Below are 22,090 nucleotides of genomic sequence, written 5' to 3'. Positions count from 1 at the left end.
ACAGCCGGAAACACTTTACCTTGGGCGAGCCCTACCGCCAGCTCGCCGGCTTGCAGCGAAGCACCACAGCCATTGAACCTGGCGTGGTGCTTTTGGGAGCCGGCTTACCGGCGATAGGGCCGCTACAGTGTCGACAGATCAGCGCTTGGCCTGGCGCTGGCGCACTGCCTCGAACAGGCAGACGCCCGTAGCCACTGAAACGTTCAGACTGCTCACGCTGCCCGACATTGGCAACTTGACCAGGAAATCGCAGTGTTCACGGGTCAGCCGGCGCATGCCCTTGCCTTCCGCGCCCATGATCATCACCAATGGGCCGGTCAGGTCCTGCTGATAGATCTCCTGCTCGGCCTCACCGGCTGTACCCACCACCCACAGGCCACGCTGCTGAAGCTTCTCCAGGGTACGCGCCAGGTTGGTCACCGCCACCAGCGGAATCACTTCCGCTGCGCCGCAGGCCACCTTGCGCACCACCGGTGTCAGCGTCGCCGATTTATCCTTGGGCACCACCACTGCCGTAGCCCCGGCAGCATCGGCGGTGCGCAGGCAGGCGCCGAGGTTGTGCGGGTCAGTGACGCCGTCCAGTACCAGGATCAGCGGTGGCGTTTCGGTGCGCTCGAGCAACTCCTCGAGCATCAATTCGCCCCACACCTGGCTTGGGCTGACCTCGGCAACAACGCCCTGGTGCACGCCCTCGACCCAGGCATCGAGCTCACGGCGCTCGGCCTGGCCAACCTGCACACGGTTTTCTGCGGCCAGCGCCAGCAACGCCTGGATGCGTGGCTCGCTGCGCCCTTCCGACAGCCAGATCTGCTTGACCCGCTTCGGATGGTGCTGCAGCAGCGCCTGCACGGCATGCACACCGTAGATTTTTTCCAGCTGACTCATGACTTGTTCTTGCTCTTGCGTGGCGCGCCGGATTTCGGCGGGCCTTTACGGTGCTTGGTGGGCTTGCCGGAGGGCTTGCCGCCTTTGTCCGACTTGCTGCCGGCGTTGCCACCAGTGCGCGCGTCGGTCATCAGCGCCTTCTTCATTTCGCGACTTTTGCGCACTTCAGCATTACGCTGCACGGCATCTTTCGGGAAGTAAGCCTCGGCGGTCTCGCTCTTGCGGCTGCGCGGTTTCGGTGTGGCCTTGGCCTCCACCACTGGCTGCTGCTCGGCCTTTTCTGCAGCCGGTGCGGCGCCACGGCCCTTGCGCCCTATCGGCGCAGCGAGCTGCTGATCGGACACCTCGAAGTCGATCTTGCGCTCGTCTAGGTCAACGCGCATGACCTTGACCTCGATGGTGTCGCCCAGACGGAAGCTACGCCCGGTGCGCTCACCCGACAAGCGGTGATGCACGGGGTCGAAGTGGTAGTAGTCACCCGGCAGCGCACTGACATGCACCAGGCCTTCGACGTAGATATCGGTAAGCTCGACAAACAGCCCAAAACCGGTGACCGCAGTGATCACACCCGGGAAGGTCTCGCCCACACGGTCCTTCATGAACTCGCACTTGAGCCAGTTGACCACATCGCGGGTAGCTTCGTCGGCGCGGCGCTCGGTCATGGAGCACTGCTCGCCGAGCTGGTCGAGGGTGTTCACGTCGTACGGATAGATACGTGCTTTGGGAATGCTCATGGCGCCGGCACGCTTGACGTGCGGAGTATCGACCTTGGAACGGATGATGCTGCGGATGGCGCGGTGCACCAGCAGGTCCGGGTAACGACGGATCGGCGAGGTAAAGTGCGTGTACGCCTCGTAGTTCAAACCGAAGTGGCCGTTGTTGTCGGTGCTGTACACCGCCTGGCTCAGCGAACGCAGCATCACCGTCTGGATCAGGTGGAAGTCCGGGCGCCCGGCAATGCTTGCAAGCAGTGCCTGGTAGTCCTTGGGCGAAGGGTCCTTGCCTTTGTGCAGGCTAAGGCCCAGCTCGCCGAGGAAGGCACGCAGCTTTTCAAGGCGCTCCGGTGGCGGGCCATCGTGCACGCGGTACAGCGCCGGCACGCCATGCTTGTTGAGGAACTCGGCCGTGGCGACGTTGGCCGCCAGCATGCATTCCTCGATCAGCTTGTGGGCATCGTTGCGCACGGTCGGGCGGATTTCCGCGATCTTGCGCTCTTCACCGAAGATGATGCGGGTTTCCTGGGTTTCGAAGTCGATAGCGCCGCGGGCGTGACGGGCATCGAGCAGCACCTTGTACAGGTTGTACAGGTTCTTCAGGTCCGGCAGGACCTCTTGGTACTCCTCGCGCAGCGCCTTGCCCTCGCGGGTACGGGCATGCTCGAGCATGCTGCTGACCTTGTTGTAGGTCAGGCGGGCATGGGAGTGGATCACCCCTTCGTAGAACTGGTAGTCGACCATCTGGCCGGCCTTGTTCATGGTCATTTCGCAGACCATGGCCAGGCGATCGACGTGCGGGTTCAGCGAGCACAGGCCGTTGGACAGCTCCTCGGGGAGCATCGGGACAACACGCTCGGGGAAGTACACCGAGTTGCCACGCTGCTGCGCCTCGACATCCAGGGCAGAGCCCAGACGCACGTAGCTGGACACGTCGGCGATGGCCACATAGAGGCGCCAGCCACCAGAGAACAGCCGCAGCTTGCCAAGCGGCTCACAATAAACAGCGTCGTCGAAGTCGCGGGCATCTTCGCCGTCGATGGTGACGAAGGGCAAGTGGCGCAGGTCGATACGCTTTTCCTTGTCCTTCTCTTCGACATCGGAGCGGAACTTGCGCGCTTCCTTGATCACGTCCTGGGGCCAGACGTGCGGGATGTCATAGCTGCGCAGGGCAACATCGATTTCCATGCCCGGCGCCATGTAGTTGCCGATCACTTCGACCACATCGCCTTGTGGCTGGAACCGCGGGGTTGGCCAGTGGGTGATCTTGATCTCGACGAACTGGCCGATCTTGGCGCCACCGTTACGGCCCGCGGTCACCAGCACTTCCTGCTGGATCTTCGGGTTGTCCGGCGTCACGTAACCGATGCCGCCTTCTTCGAAGTAGCGGCCGACCACACTTTCGTGGCCGCGGGAAATGACTTCTACCAGCACACCTTCACGGCGGCCACGGCGGTCGAGCCCCGAGACACGCGCCAAGGCACGGTCGCCATCGAATACCAGGCGCATTTGCGACGGGCTGAGGAACAGGTCGTCGCTGCCATCGTCAGGGATAAGGAAGCCGAAACCGTCGCGGTGGCCGGAGACCCGGCCGCAGATCAGGTCCAGTTTGTCTACCGGGGCATATGTGCCGCGCCGGGTATAGATAAGCTGGCCGTCACGCTCCATGGCGCGCAGACGACGGCGCAAAGCTTCGATCTGGTCTTCTTCGTAAAGACCGAACTCGGCCGCCAGCTCCTCGCGCGCGGCCGGTTCGCCACGGTCGGCAAGGCGCTGCAGGATCAGCTCACGGCTGGGGATAGGGTTGTCGTATTTTTCCGCTTCGCGAGCGGCCTCGGGATCGAGGGATTGCCAATCGGCCATCAGAAGGGGTTCACCTTGGGGTATATAGATATGAATTCTGGCATAGGCCTATTGAAACCGGAAATGTCGGGCTTGGACAGCCCCAGCAGCATGTCCGCAGTGCGGCAATAGGCGTGTGGAATCAACAAGTTGAATTTTTTGAAATTTTTTTTGATCAAGGGCTTTACAGCCCCTGGGAGCGTCCGTATAGTGCGCACCACAACGACGGACAACCCCGAAGTTGTAGTAGAGATGAACGGCGCTGTAAAGCATCTTTTTATCTCGAATGTGTGCCCAGGTGGCGGAATTGGTAGACGCGCTGGTTTCAGGTATCAGTGACCGCAAGGTCGTGGAAGTTCGAGTCTTCTCCTGGGCACCAAGTATTTCAAGTAACAGATGACCAAGGATCTGTTACTACTGTGTGAAAGCGAACGATAGTCGCCTTCATCAGACGATGTAAAGCTTTGCCCAGGTGGCGGAATTGGTAGACGCGCTGGTTTCAGGTATCAGTGACTTAACGGTCGTGGAAGTTCGAGTCTTCTCCTGGGCACCATTCAAAAAACCCACTAGCTTGCTAGTGGGTTTTTTCTTGCCTGCGATTTTTGTGTCACCCTCCCCTGCAGGGCCAGCCATCCGACGATGGGCTAACCATGAATTTCTCGTCACACGGCCACTTGAGAAACGATTTCGTTTACCATTGTTTCCAAATATGTAGCCGTAAGCGAGGAAGTACCCGCATGACGATCCGTCCGCAACCGCTGATGCGCACCCTGGCCGCCGCTGTCCTTAGCCTGGTGATGGGCGCTCCGGCCGCCATGGCAGACGACCCGGTCACTCTGACCATGTACAACGGTCAACACAAGGAAATCGGCGAAGCCATCGCCAAGGCCTACGAGGCCAAGACCGGCATCCATATCAATATCCGCAAAGGCAGCAGCAATCAGCTGGCCAGCCAGATCATCGAGGAAGGCGACCGCTCGCCGGCCGACATCATCTACACCGAAGAATCGCCACCACTGAACAACCTGGGCGAACTGGGCTTGCTGGCGAAGATCGACGACGCCACGCTGAACATGCTGCCCAAGGAATACGTTGCCGCCAACGGTTCCTGGATGGGCGTGACCGCCCGCACCCGCGTGGTGGTGTTCAACCCGAAGAAGATTGATGAGAAAGACTTGCCGCAATCGGTAATGGATTTCGCCAACCCCGAGTGGGACGGCAAGGTCGGTTTCGTACCGACCAGCGGTGCATTCCAGGAACAGGCCGTGGCCATCCTCAAGATGCACGGGCGTGACGCTGCCGAAGAGTGGCTGACCGGCCTGAAAGCCTTCGGCAAGACCTACACCAACAACATGGTCGCACTCAAGGCCGTGGAAAAAGGCGAAGTCGCCGCCGTGCTGGTGAACAACTACTACTGGTACGCCCTGGAGCGCGAGCGCGGCAAGCTCGATTCGAAGCTGTATTACCTGGCCGACGGCGATGCCGGTGGCCTGGTGACCATCTCCGGCGCCGCAGCGGTCAAGGCCAGCAAGCACCCGAAAGAAGCGCAGGCCCTGCTCAACTGGATGGCCAGCGAAGAAGGTCAGCGTGTGATCACCCAGACCACCGCTGAATACCCGCTGCACAAAGGCATGGTCTCCGACCGTGGCCTGAAGCCGTTCGAAGACCTGCGCCCGCCGAAAATCTCGCCGGCCGACCTGGGCAATGCCGAGGAAGCGCTGGAGCTTGAACGCGAGGTCGGCCTGCTCTGATGACCGCCGCCCTGTCCGAGCCGGTGCCGGTACGCTTCGTACCGCGCCGCAAGCGCCCCTCCATCTGGGTGGTGCTGCCTGTACTGTTTCTGGTGGCGATGAGCTTGCTGCCATTGCTGTACGTCGCGATGAAAGCCTGGGAAGCCGGCTGGCGAGAAGCCTTGCACCTGCTCTGGCGCCCGTTCGTCTGGGGCCTGATGCGCAACACCCTGATGCTGATGGTCGGGGTGACGCTGGCGTGCATGGTGGTTGGCCTGGCGCTGGCGTGGCTGCTCGAACGCAGCAACCTGCCGGGCCGTCGGCTGTGGGGCGTAGTGCTATGCCTGCCATTCGCCGTACCTTCGTTCGTCAGCAGCTTTACCTGGGTGTCGCTGAGCTCGGACTTCGAGGGGCTGGGCGGAGCTATCCTGGTCATGGCCCTGTCCAAGTACCCGCTGATATTCCTGCCGGTGGCCGCCACCCTGCGCAACCTCGACACTTCGCTTGAGGAGTCGGCGCGTACGCTGGGCTGCAGCCGCTGGGGCGTTTTCACCAAGGTCACCCTGCCGCTGCTGTGGCCGTCGATGCTCGGCGGCGCATTGCTGATCGCCCTGCACATGCTGGTGGAGTTTGGCGCGTTGTCGATCCTGGGCCTGCAGACCTTCACCACGGCGATCTACCAACAGTTCGAGCTGGAGTTCAGCAACGCCAACGCCGCCATGCTCTCGGCGGTACTGCTGGCACTGTGCCTGGTGATGCTCTGGCTGGAACTGAAGGTGCGCGGCAAGGCCCGCCACGTACGCATCGGTCAGGGCGTGGCACGCCGCGCGCAGCCGGTACGCCTGGGTAGCTGGGCGCCGCTGGCGCAGCTGTTCTGCCTGGGCCTGGCGATACTGGGCAGCGGTATTCCGCTGGCCATGCTCGGTTACTGGCTGAGCGTGGGGTCTTCGGCCGCTTTCCCGGTGGCGGAGATTTCTAAGGCGCTGCTGACCTCCCTGTCGGTGTCACTGGGCGGCGCCGGTTTCTGCGTGCTGCTGGCGTTGCCGGTGAGCTTCCTGGTGGTGCGCTACAAAGGCCGCCTGGCGCTCTGGGCCGAGCGCCTGCCCTACCTGCTGCATGCCCTTCCCGGCCTGGTGATCGCCCTGACGCTGGTAGTGTTTTCCCTGCACTACGTGCCGGCGCTGTACCAGACCACTGCATTGCTGCTGCTGGCCTATGCGCTGTTGTTCCTGCCTTTGGCGCAGGCCCCTGTGCGCACCGCGTTGAACAAGGCATCGCCAACCCTGGAAGAAGCGGCCCGCACCCTGGGTGCCAGCAGTTTCGCGGCGTTCTGCCGGGTGACCTTGCCGATCATCTTCCCGGCATTGGCGGCCGCCTTCGCACTGGTGTTCCTCGATGCCATGAAGGAGCTGACTGCCACCCTGCTGCTCAGCCCGACGGGCATGACCACCTTGGCCACCGAGGTCTGGGCGCATACCGCCAACGTCGAGTTCGCAGCGGCGGCGCCTTATGCGGCGTTGTTGATTGTGGTTTCGGGGTTGCCGGTGTATCTGCTGACTACGCGGATGTATTTGAACAAGGCCTAAGAATTTGCCCAGGCTGCCATGCGGCCTGGGCTAGCGTTACACGAATCGATCTAAAGTAATAAAAAACGGAACCCCACAAGAGCGCTTAATAGCACAAATAGTAATAAGTGCAATCCAACCAGCACACGCTTTAGTCGACGAGGAAAGCCTCTTACTTCATCCAAGTCAACGAGCCCTCTGCGCGCATACATCTTTGGCATCATCAGTATCATGGAAATCGAACCTGTACGCATGAGCTTTCCAACTAAACCGGCACTGGAAAAAACCCTTCTATAATCACGAACAATACGACTATTTGGCATCATTGCCTCGAACGATTCGACGTAATAATGCGCCACATAAACAATAGCCAGCATGCTAAATATCATAGGCCCCATGATCAACAGCCCAATCAACCCAGGATGAATAGAAGTCACCTTAGAGCCCCTTCATAAATCATCTCCCCAATAACTTCACCTGTTTTGCCACCTACTTCACCACCTAACATACCGCCTGTAACTCCCCCAGCAACTGCACAAGCAAGGGCACCTGCGCCCCCTGTCGGCACCCCTAGAATAACGCTGCAAATCATGCCACCCATAAAACCTCCGGCATAACTACCAGCGCTAGCTCCACTTACCGCCCCTATTAGAGTTGAAGATTCAACATATTTTGCTTTCCTGCAGTCTTCTTCACGCCCCAATGTGCACGCTTTATGAATTGACAAGCTCGTGGCGGCCACATCCAATGCAATACCAATATACGTACCTTTCTTGATAAAACTCGCCGCCTTGCTCACCCCTGTAATTTTATCAGCGTATTTAGAGATTTCGCCGGAACTCAAATAGCTCTTGGTAGAAATCTCCAGCATCCGCTTAATAGACCCTTGCTTGCGCAGCCCTGAACCAAAAGCAGCCAATTTATTAAGCTGATCTTCCAGCCTCATGAAAAGCACTGTGCGCTTGGCATAAAATTCATCACGAGCCCTAATCGTTCCAGCACCCAAATACTCACGATGCAAAAGTTCTATTTGCCCCAAAGTACCTTTGATCCCCTCCAGATGCTTGGCCCAGCCATCACTGATTGCACCAGCCCCCATGGAAGCATGCGCCAGCAAACTCTGAAGCATTTCGAAGTTTTCCAAGAGGTACCCATCGACACCTCCACCGTTGAACTCAATATCGCGGTGAATACTGGCCGCCTTGCCCATCAGAAATGCTTCATGGCTCGTACAGGAAGGCGTACCAGGATCGCCGACAATCACAAGCTCGCCGGCGAAAACCACGCTATTCACAATATGCGCATTCAACACATCAAATTTGGCCCGCTGATTGGCCGACATCGGCGTATCGGCCTTCAGCGACTCATATGACTGCGCATGCGAATTGATGAAGCTGCGTGCCTCGGACATGGTCGCCCCTCACGCATACTTTTTGTTGTTGATACGGTCCCATCCACCCGTCACGTTTCCACCGGCACTGCCGTCGAGGCGCTTCTGCCGCGTGTAGGTGGTTTTGATCCGCCCGTAGTTGAGCTGTACGACCTCCATCGGCACACCGGAACTGGCGCTCTGGGCGTAGTCAGCGATGATCACTTCTTCGAGCACGACTTCGTAGTACTTGAGCTTGTCGGTACCGGCGCGACACACCACCAGCTTCACTTCCTTCAGGTGCTGGCCCGCACAACTGGCTTCAAGAAGCTTGCAGCTGGCACTGTCCAGAGGTATTTGGTGAAGGTGAAATTGGTGAGGGTGGTGCGCCCTGAAGATGCGCCACCCGCAGAACTTGCGGTGGCAGACGTGCTTTGGCTGGCACCGAATTTGTAGCCGACGATTTCGATCCAGTTGGCGTATTGCTGGTCCAGCGCTTCGCCAGTGATTTCCGCGATGTGGATATAGGCGTCGAAAGCCATGTGTACCTCTCCCTGGTAACGATTGGTCTGAAAACGACGGTGCTCGGACAGCGTCGATCTGACGTTGTTCCTCAAGAGGCGAAGCAGGGCATGCCGCCAGGCTTGAGGCCCAGTTGACACTAGCCGTACCTAACTGCAGACGCAATAGAACGCAGACGTTGGAGGTCAAATTAGGAAATAGCCTACAAATTTGACGATAAAGGCGCTTGATCGGGCTGAACGATGTTCAGTGGTTGATGAGAGGAACGTATCAGGGGGCGCAGGTGCTCGCCTCGACATCTCCAGCGTTTATGAAACCTAGCGCCGCGCGGGCGACGTTCGGTCCCACAGGCGCAGAAAACCCAAAGGCGAACAACCCGAACCCACCTCGACTCAAGCCCTGAACTGCCCCAGGCTCGCCCGCAGCTGCGCCGCCAAGTCATCCAGCACCTTGCTGCTTGCTGTGGTCTGCATCACCACTTCTGCCGAACGCTCTGCCTGGGCATGAATATTCTCGACCCGCCCACGCACCGCCTGAGCGCCATGTGCCTGCTGTTCCGCCGCCCGAGTCGCCAGGCCGATGGCCGCATGCACCTGCTCCACAGCCGCCTGCACCGACTGCTGCCGGCGCTCGTTGTCGCGCAGCACTCGCAGGCCTTCGCTGGCCTTGAGGCCGGCCTGGCCGATGGTTGTCACGGCCTCCTTGGCGCCCTTCTGCAGCGCCGCGATATGCGCCTGGATGTCGCCGGTAGAGCTTTGCGTCTTGCTCGCCAATGCCCTCACCTCATCGGCCACCACCGCAAACCCGCGCCCGGTCTCACCGGCTCTTGCGGCTTCAATGGCTGCGTTGAGCGCCAGCAGGTTGGTCTGCTCGGCGATACCGTGGATCACGGTCAGCACCACTTCGATCTGCTCGCTCTGCTTGGCCAGCCGCTCGATTACCTGCGAGCCGGTTTCGACCTGACCTGCCAGGTTCTCGATCATGCCGGCAAGTTGCGTCGAAGCGCGGCTGTTCTCATCGGTCGCCTGGCGGATATCAACCACCTGCTGCAGCGCCGCCTGCATGGCCTGGCTTTCAGCCTGAGCCTCATCAGCCATGCTCGACAGATCGCGCAAGCTGGCGGCCACTTCGTCGCGTTGCAGCGCTGCGGCAGCATCGGCGCCTGCGTTGCGCTGCGTCATGCTGCCGATCTCGATCCCTGTACGCTGTGCCACCTCGCCCGCCTCGCGGACAATGGGCTGCAACTTGTCGACGAAGCGATTGACCGCCGAGGCCATGTCGCCTATCTCGTCGCGACTGTCGAGGTTGACGCGCTTGGTCAGGTCACCTTCGCCTGCAGCCAAATCGTTGAGCGCAGTAATCAGCAGGCGCAGCTTGCTGAGCACGCGGCGACCTAGCACCAGGGCCACTACCAGCAACACGCCAACCCCCACCACCACAAGGCCCAGCCCGATGCGCCAACGCAGCTCTGCCGCAGCGTCGCGCACGGTTTGTGCGGTATTGGCCTGCATCGCCGTAGCACTGCCCTGTGCGGTTTCCAGGCGCTCGCGCAAGGCCTTGCCGCTGTCGGCTGCGGCTGCACCGAGGCTGTCGCCCACCAATTGTTCACCGCTGGTGATCAAGGCAGCGAAGCGCTGGTCCAGGGCTTTGAGTTCCTGATCGACACCGGCAGTCGATACCCCCATCAGCACCTTGCCGATTTCCGCGCCGTTGGGGCTGATCGAGGCCTCGACGAAGTACACCGAAGGGTCGCGGCGAGCGGCATCCAGTACCTTGTCCAATGCCCGTTCACCCTGGCCCTTTTCCATCAAGGCCTGGTTGATCGGGTTCTGCCGGTTCAGGTAGCGGGTCAGGTGCTGACCCTGGGCGTCGTCATAGATCACGAACAGTACGTTGGGGTTGCGCTGGGCCCGACGTGCGAAATCGGACAGCACTGGCACATCGTTGTCCCAGATAGCCCGCGGCGCGACCGATGCCAGCAGTTGGGCCATGTCGTTGGCCGAGTCCTTGAGGTTCTTTTCCAGCGTAGTGCGCAGTTGCTGCTGCTCGCTTTGCAGGCGCTCGGACAGCCCGGCGCTAAGGCGCTGTCGTGTACTGCTGGAGAGGCTGTCCAGACCGGCGCGTACGTCCTGCCCAGCTTGTTCAAGGTCGCTGGCGAGCTTACGGCTATCGCTGCCCAGGCGCTCGCCCAGGTCGGCCTCAAGGGCGGTGACAGTGCTTCGGGTCAGCGCAACGGCAACCACTACCTGCACCAAAAGAGCGATACCAAGGGCAACAAACACAGGCCGCAAGAGGCGGCTTCGTAACAGTGAGAGGATGGCAGACACGGTGAAACCCTCGTGCTTTCTGGCGCCACTATTTTGATGGCATCTACAGAAACTTCTTACAGCAAGGGTTGTGCCGGACACAGCAGGGATAAACGCCAAGGTTAAGCAGTGCCATTGTCAGCATCGAGCAGATGCAAAAACGCCGCGCTCCCTTTCAAGAGCGCGGCGTCAGATCAGCCAGGTGGCAGATCAGGCGAACGGATGACGCAGCACGATGGTCTCGTTGCGGTCCGGCCCGGTGGAGATGATATCGATCGGTGCGCCGGTCAGCTCCTCGATGCGCTTGATGTAAGCGCGGGCAGCCGCTGGCAGCTCTTCCAGGGTCTTGGCGCCCAGGGTCGACTCGCTCCAGCCTGGCATCTCTTCATACACCGGCTCCAGGCCGATGTAGCTGTCAGCGTCGGACGGTGCGTCGATGACCGCGCCGTTCTCGTTCTTGTAGCCGACACAGATGTTGATGGTTTCCAGGCCGTCCAGTACGTCCAGCTTGGTCAGGCAGATGCCCGAGATGCTGTTGACGTCGATGGCGCGACGCAGAATGACGGCATCGAACCAGCCGCAACGACGGGCACGGCCGGTGGTCGAACCGAACTCGTGGCCACGCTTGGCCAGGGTGGCGCCCGTCTCGTCGAACAGTTCGGTCGGGAACGGACCGGAACCGACGCGAGTGGTGTAGGCCTTGGTGATGCCGAGGATGTAGTCCAGGTACATCGGGCCAACGCCAGAACCAGTGGAGATACCGCCAGCAGTGGTGTTGGAGCTGGTGACGTACGGGTAGGTACCGTGGTCGATGTCCAGCAGCGAGCCCTGGGCACCTTCGAACATGATGTCCTTGCCAGCGCGACGCAGGTTGTGCAGCTCGGCGGTGACATCGAGCATCATCGGCTTGAGCTGCTCGGCGTAAGCCATGCACTCGTCCAGGGTCTGCTGGAAGTCGATGGCCGGCTCTTTGTAGTAGTTCACCAGCTGGAAGTTGTGATAATCCAGCAGCTCCCCCAGCTTGGCGGCGAAACGCTCACGGTGGAACAGGTCGCCAACGCGCAGGCCGCGACGGGCAACCTTGTCTTCGTAGGCTGGGCCGATACCACGGCCGGTGGTGCCGATCTTGGCTTCGCCACGGGCTTTCTCGCGGGCCTGGTCCAGGGCCACGTGGTACGACAGGATCAGCGGAGCAGCCGGGCTGATGCGCAGGCGCTCGCGCACTGGTACGCCCTTCTCTTCCAGCTTGGTGATTTCACGCATCAGGGCATCGGGCGCAACGACCACGCCGTTGCCGATCAGGCACTGCACGCCTTCGCGCAGGATGCCGGACGGGATCAGGTGCAAAACGGTTTTTTCACCGTTGATCACCAGCGTGTGGCCCGCGTTGTGGCCACCCTGGTAGCGCACTACGGCGGCAGCATGTTCGGTCAGCAGATCGACGATCTTGCCTTTGCCCTCATCACCCCACTGGGTGCCCAGGACGACGACATTCTTACCCATTACATTGGTCCTCATTCACGCAAACTTGGTTGCCGGCCTACTGCCGACGCAGAAACTCAATGGGTCAGCGGCAGAACCTGCCAGCGCCCGTCTTGCTGAATCAATTGCCGATCACAATCCGCCTCGAGAGCAGCACTCAACGGCTGGCCAGGCAGAGCCTGGACCACACGCTGGCCCTCGTTGCGCAACTGGCAGACCTGCTGCCAGAGGGCCGCGTCACCGCTGTCGGGCATCCAGATGCCGCCAGCTGGCAATACGACCTCCGCTCGCCCCAGTGTGACCAGGGTCTTCAAATCCGTAGAGAAACCGGTGGCCGGGCGTGCCCGACCGAAATCTGCGCCGATGTCGTCGTAGCGCCCGCCCTGGGCGATCGATTGACCTTCGCCAGGCACGAACACGGCGAACACCACACCGGTGTGGTAGTTGTAGCCACGCAACTCGCCAAGGTCGAAGTACAGCGGCAGCTCCGGATAGCGCGACGCCAGGCGATCAGCGATCGCCAACAGGTCGTCAAGCGCCGCCAGCACGCTGGCCGGGGCACGACCCAGGCGCACACGGGCTTCGGCCAGCACTTCGCGGCCACCGCACAGCTCGACCAGAGCGCGCAGCATGTTGCCCAGGTCCTTCGGCAAGTCGGCAGTCAGTGCCTGCACTTCATCGACCGACTTGCGCTGCAGGGCATCGAACAGCTGCTGTTCGACTGCGCCGGACAAGCCGGCGGCGCGCGCCAGGCCACGGTAGATACCGACATGACCGAGGTCCATGTGCACATCCGCGACGTCGGTCAGCTGCAGCGTGGCGAGCATCAGGCTGATGACTTCGACATCACTGGTAGGGCTGGCATCGCCGTACAGCTCGGCACCGAGCTGGATCGGACTGCGCGAGGTGGACAGCGCACGCGGCTGGGCGTGCAGCACACTGCCGGCATAGCACAGACGGCTCGGGCCTTCGCGGCGCAAGGTGTGGGCGTCGATGCGCGCCACCTGCGGGGTAAAGTCGGCACGGAAGCCCATCAGGCGACCGGACTGCGGGTCCACCACCTTGAAGGTACGCTGATCCAGGTCCTGGCCGGCGCCGGTTAGCAGCGACTCCAGGTACTCGATATGCGGGGTGACGACCAGTTCGTAGCCCCAACTCTGGAACAGGTCCAACACCTGACGACGCGCGATCTCGATACGCGCAGCCTCAGGTGGCAGTACTTCCTCGATGCCATCTGGCAGTAGCCAGCGGTCTACCGTTGCCATTACGCCATTTCCCCTCTGGTCCGGGCGGCTTGCCTGCAGGCGAGCCGTCAGTGAAGCAGGCATTGGCGCACAGCAGCAGGCAGCACTGATCCCAGCGCCGCCACCGTACCCAATACCCTCGAATTGCCTTGCGAACTGACCAAACCGTCAACTGGCGCTTTGCCAATCAACCTTGCAGACGCAAAAAAGCCGGGAAATTTCCCGGCTGCCTCATCATACACCCCTTTTTAATCAGGATGCACCCCGCCTGGTGTTTTAGCTGCCAGGCGGGGCATTTCCCGATCAGAGCATCAGGGCCTGCTCTTGTCCAGGAAGCGGAAGAACTCGTTCTTCGGATCCAGGACCAGGACATCGCTCTTGCTGGAGAAGCTCTCGCGGTATGCCTGAAGGCTACGGTAGAACGCATAGAACTCAGCGTCCTGGGTGTAAGCCTTGGCATAGATGGCGGCCGACTGGGCATCACCATCACCGCGGGTTTCTTCCGCTTCACGATAGGCTTCGGCCAGCAGTACGCGGCGCTGACGGTCGGCATCCGCACGGATACCCTCTGCCAGCTCGTTACCCTTGGCACGATGCTCGCGGGCTTCGCGCTCACGCTCGGTGCTCATACGGTCGAACACACTGCGGTTGACTTCCTTCGGCAGGTCGATGGCCTTGACGCGCACATCCACCACCTCGATACCCAGCTCCTTACTGGCCATGCGATTCAGTGATGCCGTGATGTCAGCCATCAGCGCGTCACGTTCACCGGAAACCACTTCGTGCAGGGTACGCTTACCGAACTGGTCACGCAGGCCGCTTTCCAGGCGACGAGACAGACGTTCATCGGCGATCTGCTTGAGGCCGGAAGTCGCGGTATAGAAACGCTCGGCATCCTGAACGCGCCACTTGGCGTAGGCGTCGACCATCACCGCTTTTTTCTCCAGGGTCAGGAACCGCTGGGTCGGGGCGTCGAGGGTCATCAGGCGGGCGTCGAACCTGCGCACCTGGTTCACATAAGGAATCTTCACATGCAGGCCAGGCTGGACATCCGCCTGGACCACACGGCCGAATTGCAGCAGTACCGCACGTTCGGTCTGGGCCACGATGTAGAAGCTGTTCCAGGCCACGACGGCCAGCACCACAGCTGCGATCAGGGCGATCAGCGATTTATTGCTCATCAGCGGCTCTCCCTAGTGCGCATCTGCTGCTGTTGCTGTTGCAGGTCCTGCGCCGCACGTGCGGCAGCATCATTGGCCGACGGCGACACACTGGCAGCCGGCGCGGACGTGTTGCGGCCGCCTTCGACCATCTTGTCCAGCGGCAGGTAGAGCAGGTTGTTCTGCCCGTCCTTGGTTGCCACCATGACCTTGCTGGTATTGCTGTAAACCTTTTGCATGGTCTCCAGATACAGACGCTGACGGGTCACGTCCGGTGCCTTACGGTACTCGGCGAGCAGCTTGGTGAAGCGGTCCGCCTCACCCTTGGCGCGGGCGATGACTTCGTCGCGGTAACCGTTGGCGTCCTCGATGATGCGCTGGGCCTGACCACGGGCTTCCGGCACCACGCCATTGGCGTAGGATTCGGCCTGGTTACGGGCACGCTGCTCGTCTTCGCGGGCACGGATCACGTCGTCGAAGGCTTCCTGCACTTCACGCGGGGCTGCCGCGCTCTGTACGTTGACCTGGGTGACCGTGATACCGGTACGGTAGTTGTCGAGGAAGCGCTGCAGGCGTTCGCGGATATCCACGGCCATCTGCTCACGACCCTCGGTCAACACCTGGTCCATCGAGGTGGAACCCACCACGTGGCGCAGGGCGCTTTCGGTGGCATGCTGCAGGCTGACCTCGGGCTGGTCGACGTTGAGCACGAAGTCCTGCAGGTTGGTGATCTTGTACTGGACGGTCAGTGGCACCTCGACGATGTTCTCGTCTTCGGTGAGCATCTGGCCCTGCTTGGTATAGGCACGCTCACGCGTGACGTTTTCCATGTACTTGCGATCGATCGGCGGGAAGTAGATGTTCAGGCCGGGACCGACCGTTTCATAGTACTTGCCGAAGCGCAGCACAACGGCCTGCTCCTGCTCGTCGACCACGTACACGGCGCTGTACAGCCAGATGGCAGCCAGTACCGCCAGGCCGATGCCCAGCAGGCCGTAGCCACCGCCCTTGCCGACATTGCGGTCACCGCCGCCACGTTTCTTGCCGCTGCCGAACATGCCGTTAAGGCTGTCCTGCAGTTTGCGGAAGGCCTCGTCCAGATCCGGCGGGCCTTTTTTATCGCCACCACCGCCACCACCACCGCGGCGGCCGCCCCAGGGATCCTGATTGTTCGAGTTGCCACCCGGCTCGTTCCAAGCCATAGCGCTCTCCATCTGATAAAGCAAAGACGCGCCCACGGCGCGCCGTCCAATGCTACAGAATGCCTGCCACTGCTGCCCGACGACCTCGGCGGGCATTTATTGCAAAGTGTGTTGCTCGACAAACACTTGCGGCTCCATGCCTTCGCGGCTGACCAGGCGATTCAACTCGACCCTGGGCAATCGCACACTCAGCAGGCTGCGCCCTTCTTCGTCATGCTCTTCACTCTGCACCGCACCCAAGTCAAAGAATTGCGCGCGCAAGCGGGCAAAACGCTGCTCCAGGCACAGGGTACCGACAAAAAGATCATCCCCCAGCAACTCGGCAATGGCCTGACCGACCAGCTCCAGGCCACGGCCATCTCGAGCCGATACCCAGACCCGCTCCGGCTTGCCATCGGCATTGCGCTGGATCTGCGGCTCGACATCTTCAAGCAGGTCGAGTTTGTTATAGACCTCGAGGATCGGCAAGCCTTCGGCACCGATCTCGCCCAATACTGCCAGCACCTGCTCGATCTGCTCCATGCGCTCAGGCTCATGGGCGTCGATCACATGCAGCAGCAGGTCGGAGTTGCTCGACTCTTCGAGCGTAGCCCGAAATGCCTCGACCAGCTTGTGCGGAAGGTGGCGAATGAAGCCCACGGTGTCAGCCAGCACGATAGGCCCAAGGTCGTCGAGCTGGAGCCGGCGCAGGGTCGGGTCGAGGGTGGCGAACAATTGGTCGGCGGCGTACACGTCGGATTCGGTCAGCGCGTTGAACAACGTGGACTTGCCAGCGTTGGTGTAACCCACCAGCGATACCGACGGGATATCCGCGCGGCGACGACCCCGGCGAGCCTGCTCACGCTGGCTGCGAACCTTTTCCAGGCGCGACTTGATCTGCCGCAGGCGCACCCGCAACAGGCGCCGGTCGGTTTCCAGCTGGGTTTCACCCGGGCCGCGCATACCGATACCACCCTTCTGACGCTCGAGGTGGGTCCAGCCGCGCACCAGCCGCGTGCTCATGTGCTCGAGCTGGGCCAGTTCGACCTGCAGCTTGCCTTCATGGGTACGCGCCCGTTGGGCGAAGATGTCGAGAATCAGCCCGGTACGATCAAGCACGCGACACTCGAAGACTCGTTCGAGGTTGCGCTCCTGACTGGGCGTGAGGGTGTGATTGAAAATCACCAGGTCAACCTGTTCGGCTTTGACCAGGTCGCGCAATTCCTCGACCTTGCCGCTGCCAATCAGGTATTTGGCGGTAGGCTGATGCCTTGCCACTGTGACCAGCGAGACGATGTCGGCTCCGGCCGACAATGCCAGTTCCTGAAACTCCTGCGGGTCTTCGCGCGCCTCAGGGTTCTGACCTTCCAAGTGAACGAGCAGCGCCCGCTCACCACCACCGTGGCGCTCAAAGAACAATGCAGGCTCCTATCAGGCGTTGCCTGGTTCGCTGTCGCCGTGTTCGGAATCGGACGGGCTTGGCAGGCGAACCGGACGGGCTGGAACCACGGTCGAAATCGCGTGCTTGTAGACCATCTGGCTGACGGTGTTCTTCAGCAGCACCACGAACTGGTCGAACGATTCGATCGAGCCCTGCAGCTTGATCCCGTTGACCAGATAGATCGAAACCGGGACCTTTTCTTTTCTCAAGGTGTTCAAGTAAGGGTCTTGTAGCGAATGCCCTTTTGACATATGCCGCACTCCTGTAAGGATAAATAGTAGAAAATCAAAAAAATCGATAAGTTAGGCCGCCCCTTCGGAAGAATAGACGGCAATCAGCAGGGACTCAGCTCAATATGGAGATGGCCCCAAGGTATTTCAAGGTGCGGGACAGATTGTCGCAGGCCAGGCTGTCGAGCCAGTGCACGTCGGACCAACCGCGCAACCAGGTGAACTGACGCTTGGCCAGCTGGCGAGTAGCAATGATACCGCGTTCGCGCATCTCATTCTCAGTCAGCTTGCCGTCGAGGTAGTCCCAGACCTGCCGATATCCCACTGCCCGTATAGACGGCAGCCCGGCGTGCAAGTCACTTCTGGCTCGCAGCGATCGGACCTCGTCGACGAAGCCCTGTTCCAGCATCTGCGAAAATCGTAACGCAATTCGCTGATGCAGAATGTGACGATCTGTAGGAGCAATCGCCAAACTCGCGACAGTATAGGGCAAATGCCCGCCAGCGCCTGCGTCTGCGCCGCTACTTTCCGCGAATTGACGCTGGCGATGGGCTGTCATGCTCTCGCCACTCACCTGATAGACCTCCAACGCACGGATCAGGCGCTGCGGGTCGTTGGGGTGGATGCGTGCGGCCGACTCCGGGTCCACTTCGGCGAGCTGGCGGTGCAACTCGGCCAAACCCAGCGCCTGCGCCCGGGCCTCGAGTTCGGCACGCACCGCAGCGTCAGCCGGCGGCATGTCCGCCAGGCCATCGATCAATGCCTTGTAGTAGAGCATGGTGCCACCGACCAGCAGCGGGACTTTGCCGCGCGCGGTGATTTCGGCCATGGCCTGAAGGGCATCGGTGCGAAACTGCGCAGCCGAGTAGCTCTCGGCAGGGTCGCGAATATCGATAAGACGATGTGGATGGGCAGCCAATACCTCCTTGGAGGGTTTGGCGCTGCCGATGTCCATGCCGCGGTAGACGAGGGCCGAGTCGACGCTGATCAGCTCGCAGGGCAGGACCTCGGTCAGCTCGATGGCAAGGTCGGTCTTGCCGGCCGCCGTCGGGCCCATGAGGAATATTGCTGGGGGCTTGCCGCTCATGTCATCGACCGCGCAGGAAAAGTTTGTCCAGGTCGTCCAGGCCCATCTGGGTCCAGGTCGGTCGGCCATGGTTGCACTGGCCGCTACGCTCGGTGTTTTCCATGTCGCGCAACAGGGCGTTCATTTCAGGAATCGCCAGGCGCCGGTTGGCACGTACGGCGCCGTGACAGGCCATGGTACCGAGCAGTTCGTTGAGGTGCGCCTGAATGCGATCGCTGGTGCCGTACTCCATAAGGTCGGCAAGCACATCCTGGACCAGGCGGTTGGCCTCGGCCTGCTTGAGCAGGGCAGGAATCTGGCGGATCGCCAGCGTCTCGGGGCCCAGGCGCTGCAACTCAAAGCCCAGGCGCTGGAACCACTGGGCATGCTCCTCGGCGCAATCGGCCTCGCGCTGGCTCAGCGCCAGTGACTCGGGCACCAGCAGCGGCTGGCCACTCAGGCCCTCGCTGGCCATCGCCACCTTGAGCCGTTCATACATGATCCGCTCGTGGGCTGCATGCATGTCGACCAGCACCAGGCCGGCAGCATTCTCGGCGAGAATGTAGATGCCTTTGAGCTGGGCCAGAGCGTACCCCAAGGGCGGGATGTCGCCCTGGCTCTGCGGCAACGTCGCAGGCCCGGCAGCGTCATCGTTCAGCGGCTTGTAGAACTCGCGGTAGACCGCCTGGGCCTCGGCAGCGGGCAACGGCTGTGATGGCCGGGGGGTGTACTGGTACTGGTAACCTGCGCCACTGCCGCCGTTGGAAATCGAATGCTGGGGCACCTGGGGCTGTTCGAGCACCGGCGAGGCCAGGCGCATCTCGCCTTGCGGGCCGAATTCGCCCGCCTGTTGCCCCGTCGGGCGGACGACCTCGGCAGCGGCGGCAGGCGCCGACGCCAGATGGTCTTCCGGGCGCACGTCGGCCAAGGCACGGTGCAGCGTGCCGTAGAGAAAATCGTGAACCGAACGACCCTCACGGAAACGCACTTCGTGCTTGGTCGGGTGCACGTTGACGTCGACGCCGTTGGGCTCAAGCTCAAGGAACAGCACGAACGTGGGGTGACGGCCATTGAACAGCACATCACGGTAAGCCTGGCGCACCGCATGGGCTACCAGCTTGTCGCGCACCGCACGGCCGTTGACGAAGAAGTACTGAAGGTCTGCTTGGCTACGCGAGAAAGTCGGCAGGCCGACCCAGCCCCACAGACGCAGGCCGTTACGCTCGACATCGATCGGCAGCGCCTGCTCCATGAACCCTCCGCCACAAATGGCGCCGACCCGCCGCGCACGGGCCGTTTCGTCATGAGCCTCGTGCAGGCTGAGGATGCTCTTGCCGTTGTGCCGCAGGTGGAAGGCCACATCGAAGCGGGCCAGGGCCAGGCGCCGGATGACTTCCTGCAGGTGATCGAATTCGGTCTTCTCGGCCTTGAGAAACTTGCGACGGGCCGGGGTATTGAAGAACAGGTCACGCACTTCCACCGAGGTGCCGACAGGGTGTGCGGCAGGCTGCACACGCGGAGTCATGTCGCGACCTTCGGTCTCGACCTGCCAGGCTTCGCTTGCACTGGCGGTGCGCGACGTCAGGGTCAGGCGCGCCACCGAGCTGATGGAGGCCAGGGCCTCGCCACGAAAGCCCAGGCTCAGCACACCTTCGAGGTCTTCCAGCTCACGGATCTTGCTGGTGGCGTGCCGGGCCAGAGCCAATGGCAGGTCGTCAGCGGAAATACCGCTGCCGTCGTCACGTACCCGCAACAACTTGACGCCGCCCTGCTCCACTTCGACATCGATGCGTCGGGCACCGGAGTCCAGACTGTTCTCCAGCAACTCCTTGGCCACCGAAGCCGGGCGTTCGACCACCTCACCGGCGGCAATCTGGTTGGCCAGCCGCGGGCTGAGCAGCTGGATGCGCGACCCCCCACTCATTGCTGCGAGGCCAGGGTCGTCGAGGGAATATTGAGGTGCTGACCGACCTTCAGCTCATCGCTCTTGAGGCTGTTGGTGTTGCGCAGGCTAGCCACGCTGACCTGGTAGCGCACGGCAAGCATCGCCAGGGTCTCGCCCGGACGTACCGTGTGCTCACGTGGCCCCTGCGCGATCTTGCCGCTGTCGCGCATCCAGGCGATGTAGGTACCAGGCGGCGGGTTCTGCTGGAAGTACTGGCGCACACCGGTATGGATCGAGCGGGCCAGTGCCTGCTGATGGCTGCGCGTGGCCAGCTTGGCGGCTTCGTTGTTGTTGGAGATGAACCCGGTTTCGACCAGGATCGACGGAATGTCCGGCGACTTCAGCACCATGAAACCTGCTTGCTCGACACGCTGCTTGTGCAGCGAGGTGATGCGCCCCATGTTGCCCAGCACTTTTTGCCCGACGTTGAGGCTGGAACTGAGCGTCGCGGTCATCGACAGGTCGAGCAGCACGCCTGCAAGCATGCGGTCTTTGTCGTCGAGGCTGACGTTACCAGCGCCACCGATCAGGTCGGAGCGGTTTTCCGCATCGGCGAGCCAGCGGGCGGTCTCGGACGTGGCGCCACGGTCCGACAGGGCGAACACCGAGGCGCCAAAAGCGGCCCGCGACGGTGCAGCGTCGGCGTGGATCGAGATGAACAGGTCGGCGCCTTTCTTGCGGGCGATCTCGGTACGTTTGCGCAGCGGAATGAAGTAGTCACCAGTGCGGGTCAGTTCGGCACGGTAGCCCTTCTCGGTATTGATCTGGCGCTGCAGTTCCTTGGCGATCTGCAGCACGATGTCTTTCTCATGCTGGCCACGCGATCCCGAAGCACCCGGGTCCTCACCGCCATGACCGGCGTCGATGGCGACCACGATGTCGCGCTTGCCGCTGGGCACAGGCGGCAGCTTGATCGCCGGCTGGGCCGGGCTTACCGGCACCGCCGGCGTGGTCGCCGGGGTTCGCACAGGCGTTGGCGGTGCAGCAGGCGCCGTGGCGGCGATGGCATCGGCTTCCTGGTCATAGAGGTCGACCACCAGGCGGTTGCCGTATTGAGCATTGGGCGCCAGGGTGAAACTCTTGGGCGTGACCGACTTTTTCAGGTCGACCACCACCCGCAGGTCAGTCGCCGTACGCTGCGCCGAGCGCACGTTGCTGATGGGTGTATTCGAGGTGGACACGTTCAGTGGCGCGGCCAGGGTCGCCCCGTTGATATCGATTACCAGGCGATCCGGTGCGCTGAGGGTGAAGACGCTATGCTGCACGGGGCCAGACAGGTCGAAGACCAGCCGCGTGTTGTCCGGCGCGCGCCACAGACGCATGCTCTTGACTTGAGTGACGGCCAGAGCGTCAACAGTCACCGCTGTCAGCAGCAGACCAACGACAGCGACCAGTGCGCGTATGCGCAT

At 61.6% G+C, this 22,090-nt stretch carries 16 protein-coding genes, 2 tRNA genes and 1 pseudogene; 4 read left to right on the top strand and 15 right to left on the bottom strand.

All coding sequences use genetic code 11. The features are described from left to right. Positions 1 to 138 precede the first annotated feature (138 nt). Positions 139 to 885, bottom strand: a complete 747-nt coding sequence (gene rlmB, locus IWW33_RS14065) for a 23S rRNA (guanosine(2251)-2'-O)-methyltransferase RlmB (protein ID WP_012316466.1) — start codon at positions 883 to 885, stop codon at positions 139 to 141. Beyond that, positions 882 to 3,461 (bottom strand): ribonuclease R, encoded by a 2,580-nt coding sequence (gene rnr, locus IWW33_RS14060; RefSeq protein WP_046787806.1) that lies wholly within the window; start codon positions 3,459 to 3,461, stop codon positions 882 to 884. The genes rlmB and rnr overlap by 4 nt, the downstream gene beginning before the upstream one ends. Before the next feature lie 271 nt (positions 3,462 to 3,732). On the opposite strand from rnr, the gene IWW33_RS14055 reads away from it, so the two are divergent. From IWW33_RS14055 to IWW33_RS14040, 4 genes are all read left to right on the top strand, one after another. Further along, positions 3,733 to 3,819 (top strand) — tRNA-Leu (locus IWW33_RS14055). Positions 3,820 to 3,906: 87 nt separating this feature from the next. Next, positions 3,907 to 3,993, top strand: a tRNA-Leu gene (locus tag IWW33_RS14050). 184 nt (positions 3,994 to 4,177) lie between these two features. Then, on the top strand, positions 4,178 to 5,191 hold the full coding sequence (locus tag IWW33_RS14045) for an extracellular solute-binding protein (protein WP_012316468.1): 1,014 nt from the start codon (positions 4,178 to 4,180) through the stop codon (positions 5,189 to 5,191). Then, positions 5,191 to 6,756, top strand: coding sequence for an iron ABC transporter permease (locus IWW33_RS14040; RefSeq protein WP_119687843.1), 1,566 nt, complete (start codon positions 5,191 to 5,193; stop codon positions 6,754 to 6,756). The genes IWW33_RS14045 and IWW33_RS14040 overlap by 1 nt, the downstream gene beginning before the upstream one ends. Positions 6,757 to 6,806: 50 nt before the next feature. On the opposite strand, the gene IWW33_RS14035 is transcribed toward IWW33_RS14040, so the two are convergent. The 13 genes and pseudogenes from IWW33_RS14035 to IWW33_RS13975 form a co-directional block, all read right to left on the bottom strand. After that, on the bottom strand, positions 6,807 to 7,172 hold the full coding sequence (locus IWW33_RS14035; RefSeq protein ID WP_125924570.1) for a hypothetical protein: 366 nt from the start codon (positions 7,170 to 7,172) through the stop codon (positions 6,807 to 6,809). Next, positions 7,169 to 8,146: a hypothetical protein gene (locus tag IWW33_RS14030; protein ID WP_115273765.1), complete on the bottom strand. Its 978-nt coding sequence runs from the start codon at positions 8,144 to 8,146 to the stop codon at positions 7,169 to 7,171. Before IWW33_RS14030 ends, IWW33_RS14035 begins: the two co-directional genes overlap by 4 nt. A gap of 9 nt (positions 8,147 to 8,155) precedes the next feature. Continuing rightward, positions 8,156 to 8,646 (bottom strand): annotated as a pseudogene (locus IWW33_RS14025) (type VI secretion system tube protein Hcp). A 372-nt stretch (positions 8,647 to 9,018) separates the two neighbouring features. Further along, the gene (locus IWW33_RS14020) at positions 9,019 to 10,953 is read right to left on the bottom strand and encodes a methyl-accepting chemotaxis protein (RefSeq protein WP_161872049.1); all 1,935 of its coding nucleotides are present in this window, start codon (positions 10,951 to 10,953) and stop codon (positions 9,019 to 9,021) included. A gap of 189 nt (positions 10,954 to 11,142) precedes the next feature. Beyond that, positions 11,143 to 12,435, bottom strand: coding sequence for an adenylosuccinate synthase (locus IWW33_RS14015; protein ID WP_012316474.1), 1,293 nt, complete (start codon positions 12,433 to 12,435; stop codon positions 11,143 to 11,145). 56 nt (positions 12,436 to 12,491) lie between these two features. Beyond that, a complete protein-coding gene (locus IWW33_RS14010; protein WP_012316475.1) occupies positions 12,492 to 13,679 on the bottom strand; it encodes an ATP phosphoribosyltransferase regulatory subunit in 1,188 nt (395 codons plus the stop codon). Positions 13,680 to 13,969: 290 nt separating this feature from the next. Continuing rightward, entirely contained in the window at positions 13,970 to 14,839 is an 870-nt protein-coding gene (gene hflC, locus IWW33_RS14005; RefSeq protein WP_046788095.1) for a protease modulator HflC, read from the bottom strand. After that, on the bottom strand, positions 14,839 to 16,020 hold the full coding sequence (hflK, locus tag IWW33_RS14000; protein ID WP_046788096.1) for an FtsH protease activity modulator HflK: 1,182 nt from the start codon (positions 16,018 to 16,020) through the stop codon (positions 14,839 to 14,841). Before hflK ends, hflC begins: the two co-directional genes overlap by 1 nt. Positions 16,021 to 16,116: 96 nt before the next feature. Further along, complete coding sequence (gene hflX / locus IWW33_RS13995) at positions 16,117 to 17,418, bottom strand: ribosome rescue GTPase HflX (protein WP_012316478.1); 1,302 nt, start codon at positions 17,416 to 17,418, stop codon at positions 16,117 to 16,119. 12 nt (positions 17,419 to 17,430) lie between these two features. Next, positions 17,431 to 17,691: an RNA chaperone Hfq gene (gene hfq / locus IWW33_RS13990; protein ID WP_003258160.1), complete on the bottom strand. Its 261-nt coding sequence runs from the start codon at positions 17,689 to 17,691 to the stop codon at positions 17,431 to 17,433. A gap of 94 nt (positions 17,692 to 17,785) precedes the next feature. Next, positions 17,786 to 18,757: a tRNA (adenosine(37)-N6)-dimethylallyltransferase MiaA gene (gene miaA / locus IWW33_RS13985; RefSeq protein ID WP_174142033.1), complete on the bottom strand. Its 972-nt coding sequence runs from the start codon at positions 18,755 to 18,757 to the stop codon at positions 17,786 to 17,788. A 1-nt stretch (position 18,758) separates the two neighbouring features. After that, positions 18,759 to 20,660 (bottom strand): DNA mismatch repair endonuclease MutL, encoded by a 1,902-nt coding sequence (gene mutL / locus IWW33_RS13980; protein WP_125924567.1) that lies wholly within the window; start codon positions 20,658 to 20,660, stop codon positions 18,759 to 18,761. Then, the gene (locus IWW33_RS13975) at positions 20,657 to 22,090 is read right to left on the bottom strand and encodes an N-acetylmuramoyl-L-alanine amidase (RefSeq protein WP_046788099.1); all 1,434 of its coding nucleotides are present in this window, start codon (positions 22,088 to 22,090) and stop codon (positions 20,657 to 20,659) included. Before IWW33_RS13975 ends, mutL begins: the two co-directional genes overlap by 4 nt.

Source organism: Pseudomonas sp. M2, from assembly GCF_015751845.1.
GTDB classification, from domain to species: domain Bacteria; phylum Pseudomonadota; class Gammaproteobacteria; order Pseudomonadales; family Pseudomonadaceae; genus Aquipseudomonas; species Aquipseudomonas putida_E.
This window is presented reverse-complemented; position numbering and strand designations above follow the sequence as displayed.

Bases quoted from the DNA above. Each gene is read 5' to 3' on its own strand.
- IWW33_RS14030 (WP_115273765.1), bottom strand. From the start codon at position 8,146: ATGTCCGAGGCACGCAGCTTCATCAATTCGCATGCGCAGTCATATGAG.
- IWW33_RS14045 (WP_012316468.1), top strand. From the start codon at position 4,178: ATGACGATCCGTCCGCAACCGCTGATGCGCACCCTGGCCGCCGCTGTC.
- mutL (WP_125924567.1), bottom strand. From the start codon at position 20,660: ATGAGTGGGGGGTCGCGCATCCAGCTGCTCAGCCCGCGGCTGGCCAAC.
- IWW33_RS14010 (WP_012316475.1), bottom strand. From the start codon at position 13,679: ATGGCAACGGTAGACCGCTGGCTACTGCCAGATGGCATCGAGGAAGTA.
- rnr (WP_046787806.1), bottom strand. From the start codon at position 3,461: ATGGCCGATTGGCAATCCCTCGATCCCGAGGCCGCTCGCGAAGCGGAA.
- hflK (WP_046788096.1), bottom strand. From the start codon at position 16,020: ATGGCTTGGAACGAGCCGGGTGGCAACTCGAACAATCAGGATCCCTGG.
- rlmB (WP_012316466.1), bottom strand. From the start codon at position 885: ATGAGTCAGCTGGAAAAAATCTACGGTGTGCATGCCGTGCAGGCGCTG.
- hfq (WP_003258160.1), bottom strand. From the start codon at position 17,691: ATGTCAAAAGGGCATTCGCTACAAGACCCTTACTTGAACACCTTGAGA.
- IWW33_RS14040 (WP_119687843.1), top strand. From the start codon at position 5,191: ATGACCGCCGCCCTGTCCGAGCCGGTGCCGGTACGCTTCGTACCGCGC.
- IWW33_RS13975 (WP_046788099.1), bottom strand. From the start codon at position 22,090: ATGCGCATACGCGCACTGGTCGCTGTCGTTGGTCTGCTGCTGACAGCG.
- hflC (WP_046788095.1), bottom strand. From the start codon at position 14,839: ATGAGCAATAAATCGCTGATCGCCCTGATCGCAGCTGTGGTGCTGGCC.
- IWW33_RS14015 (WP_012316474.1), bottom strand. From the start codon at position 12,435: ATGGGTAAGAATGTCGTCGTCCTGGGCACCCAGTGGGGTGATGAGGGC.
- miaA (WP_174142033.1), bottom strand. From the start codon at position 18,757: ATGAGCGGCAAGCCCCCAGCAATATTCCTCATGGGCCCGACGGCGGCC.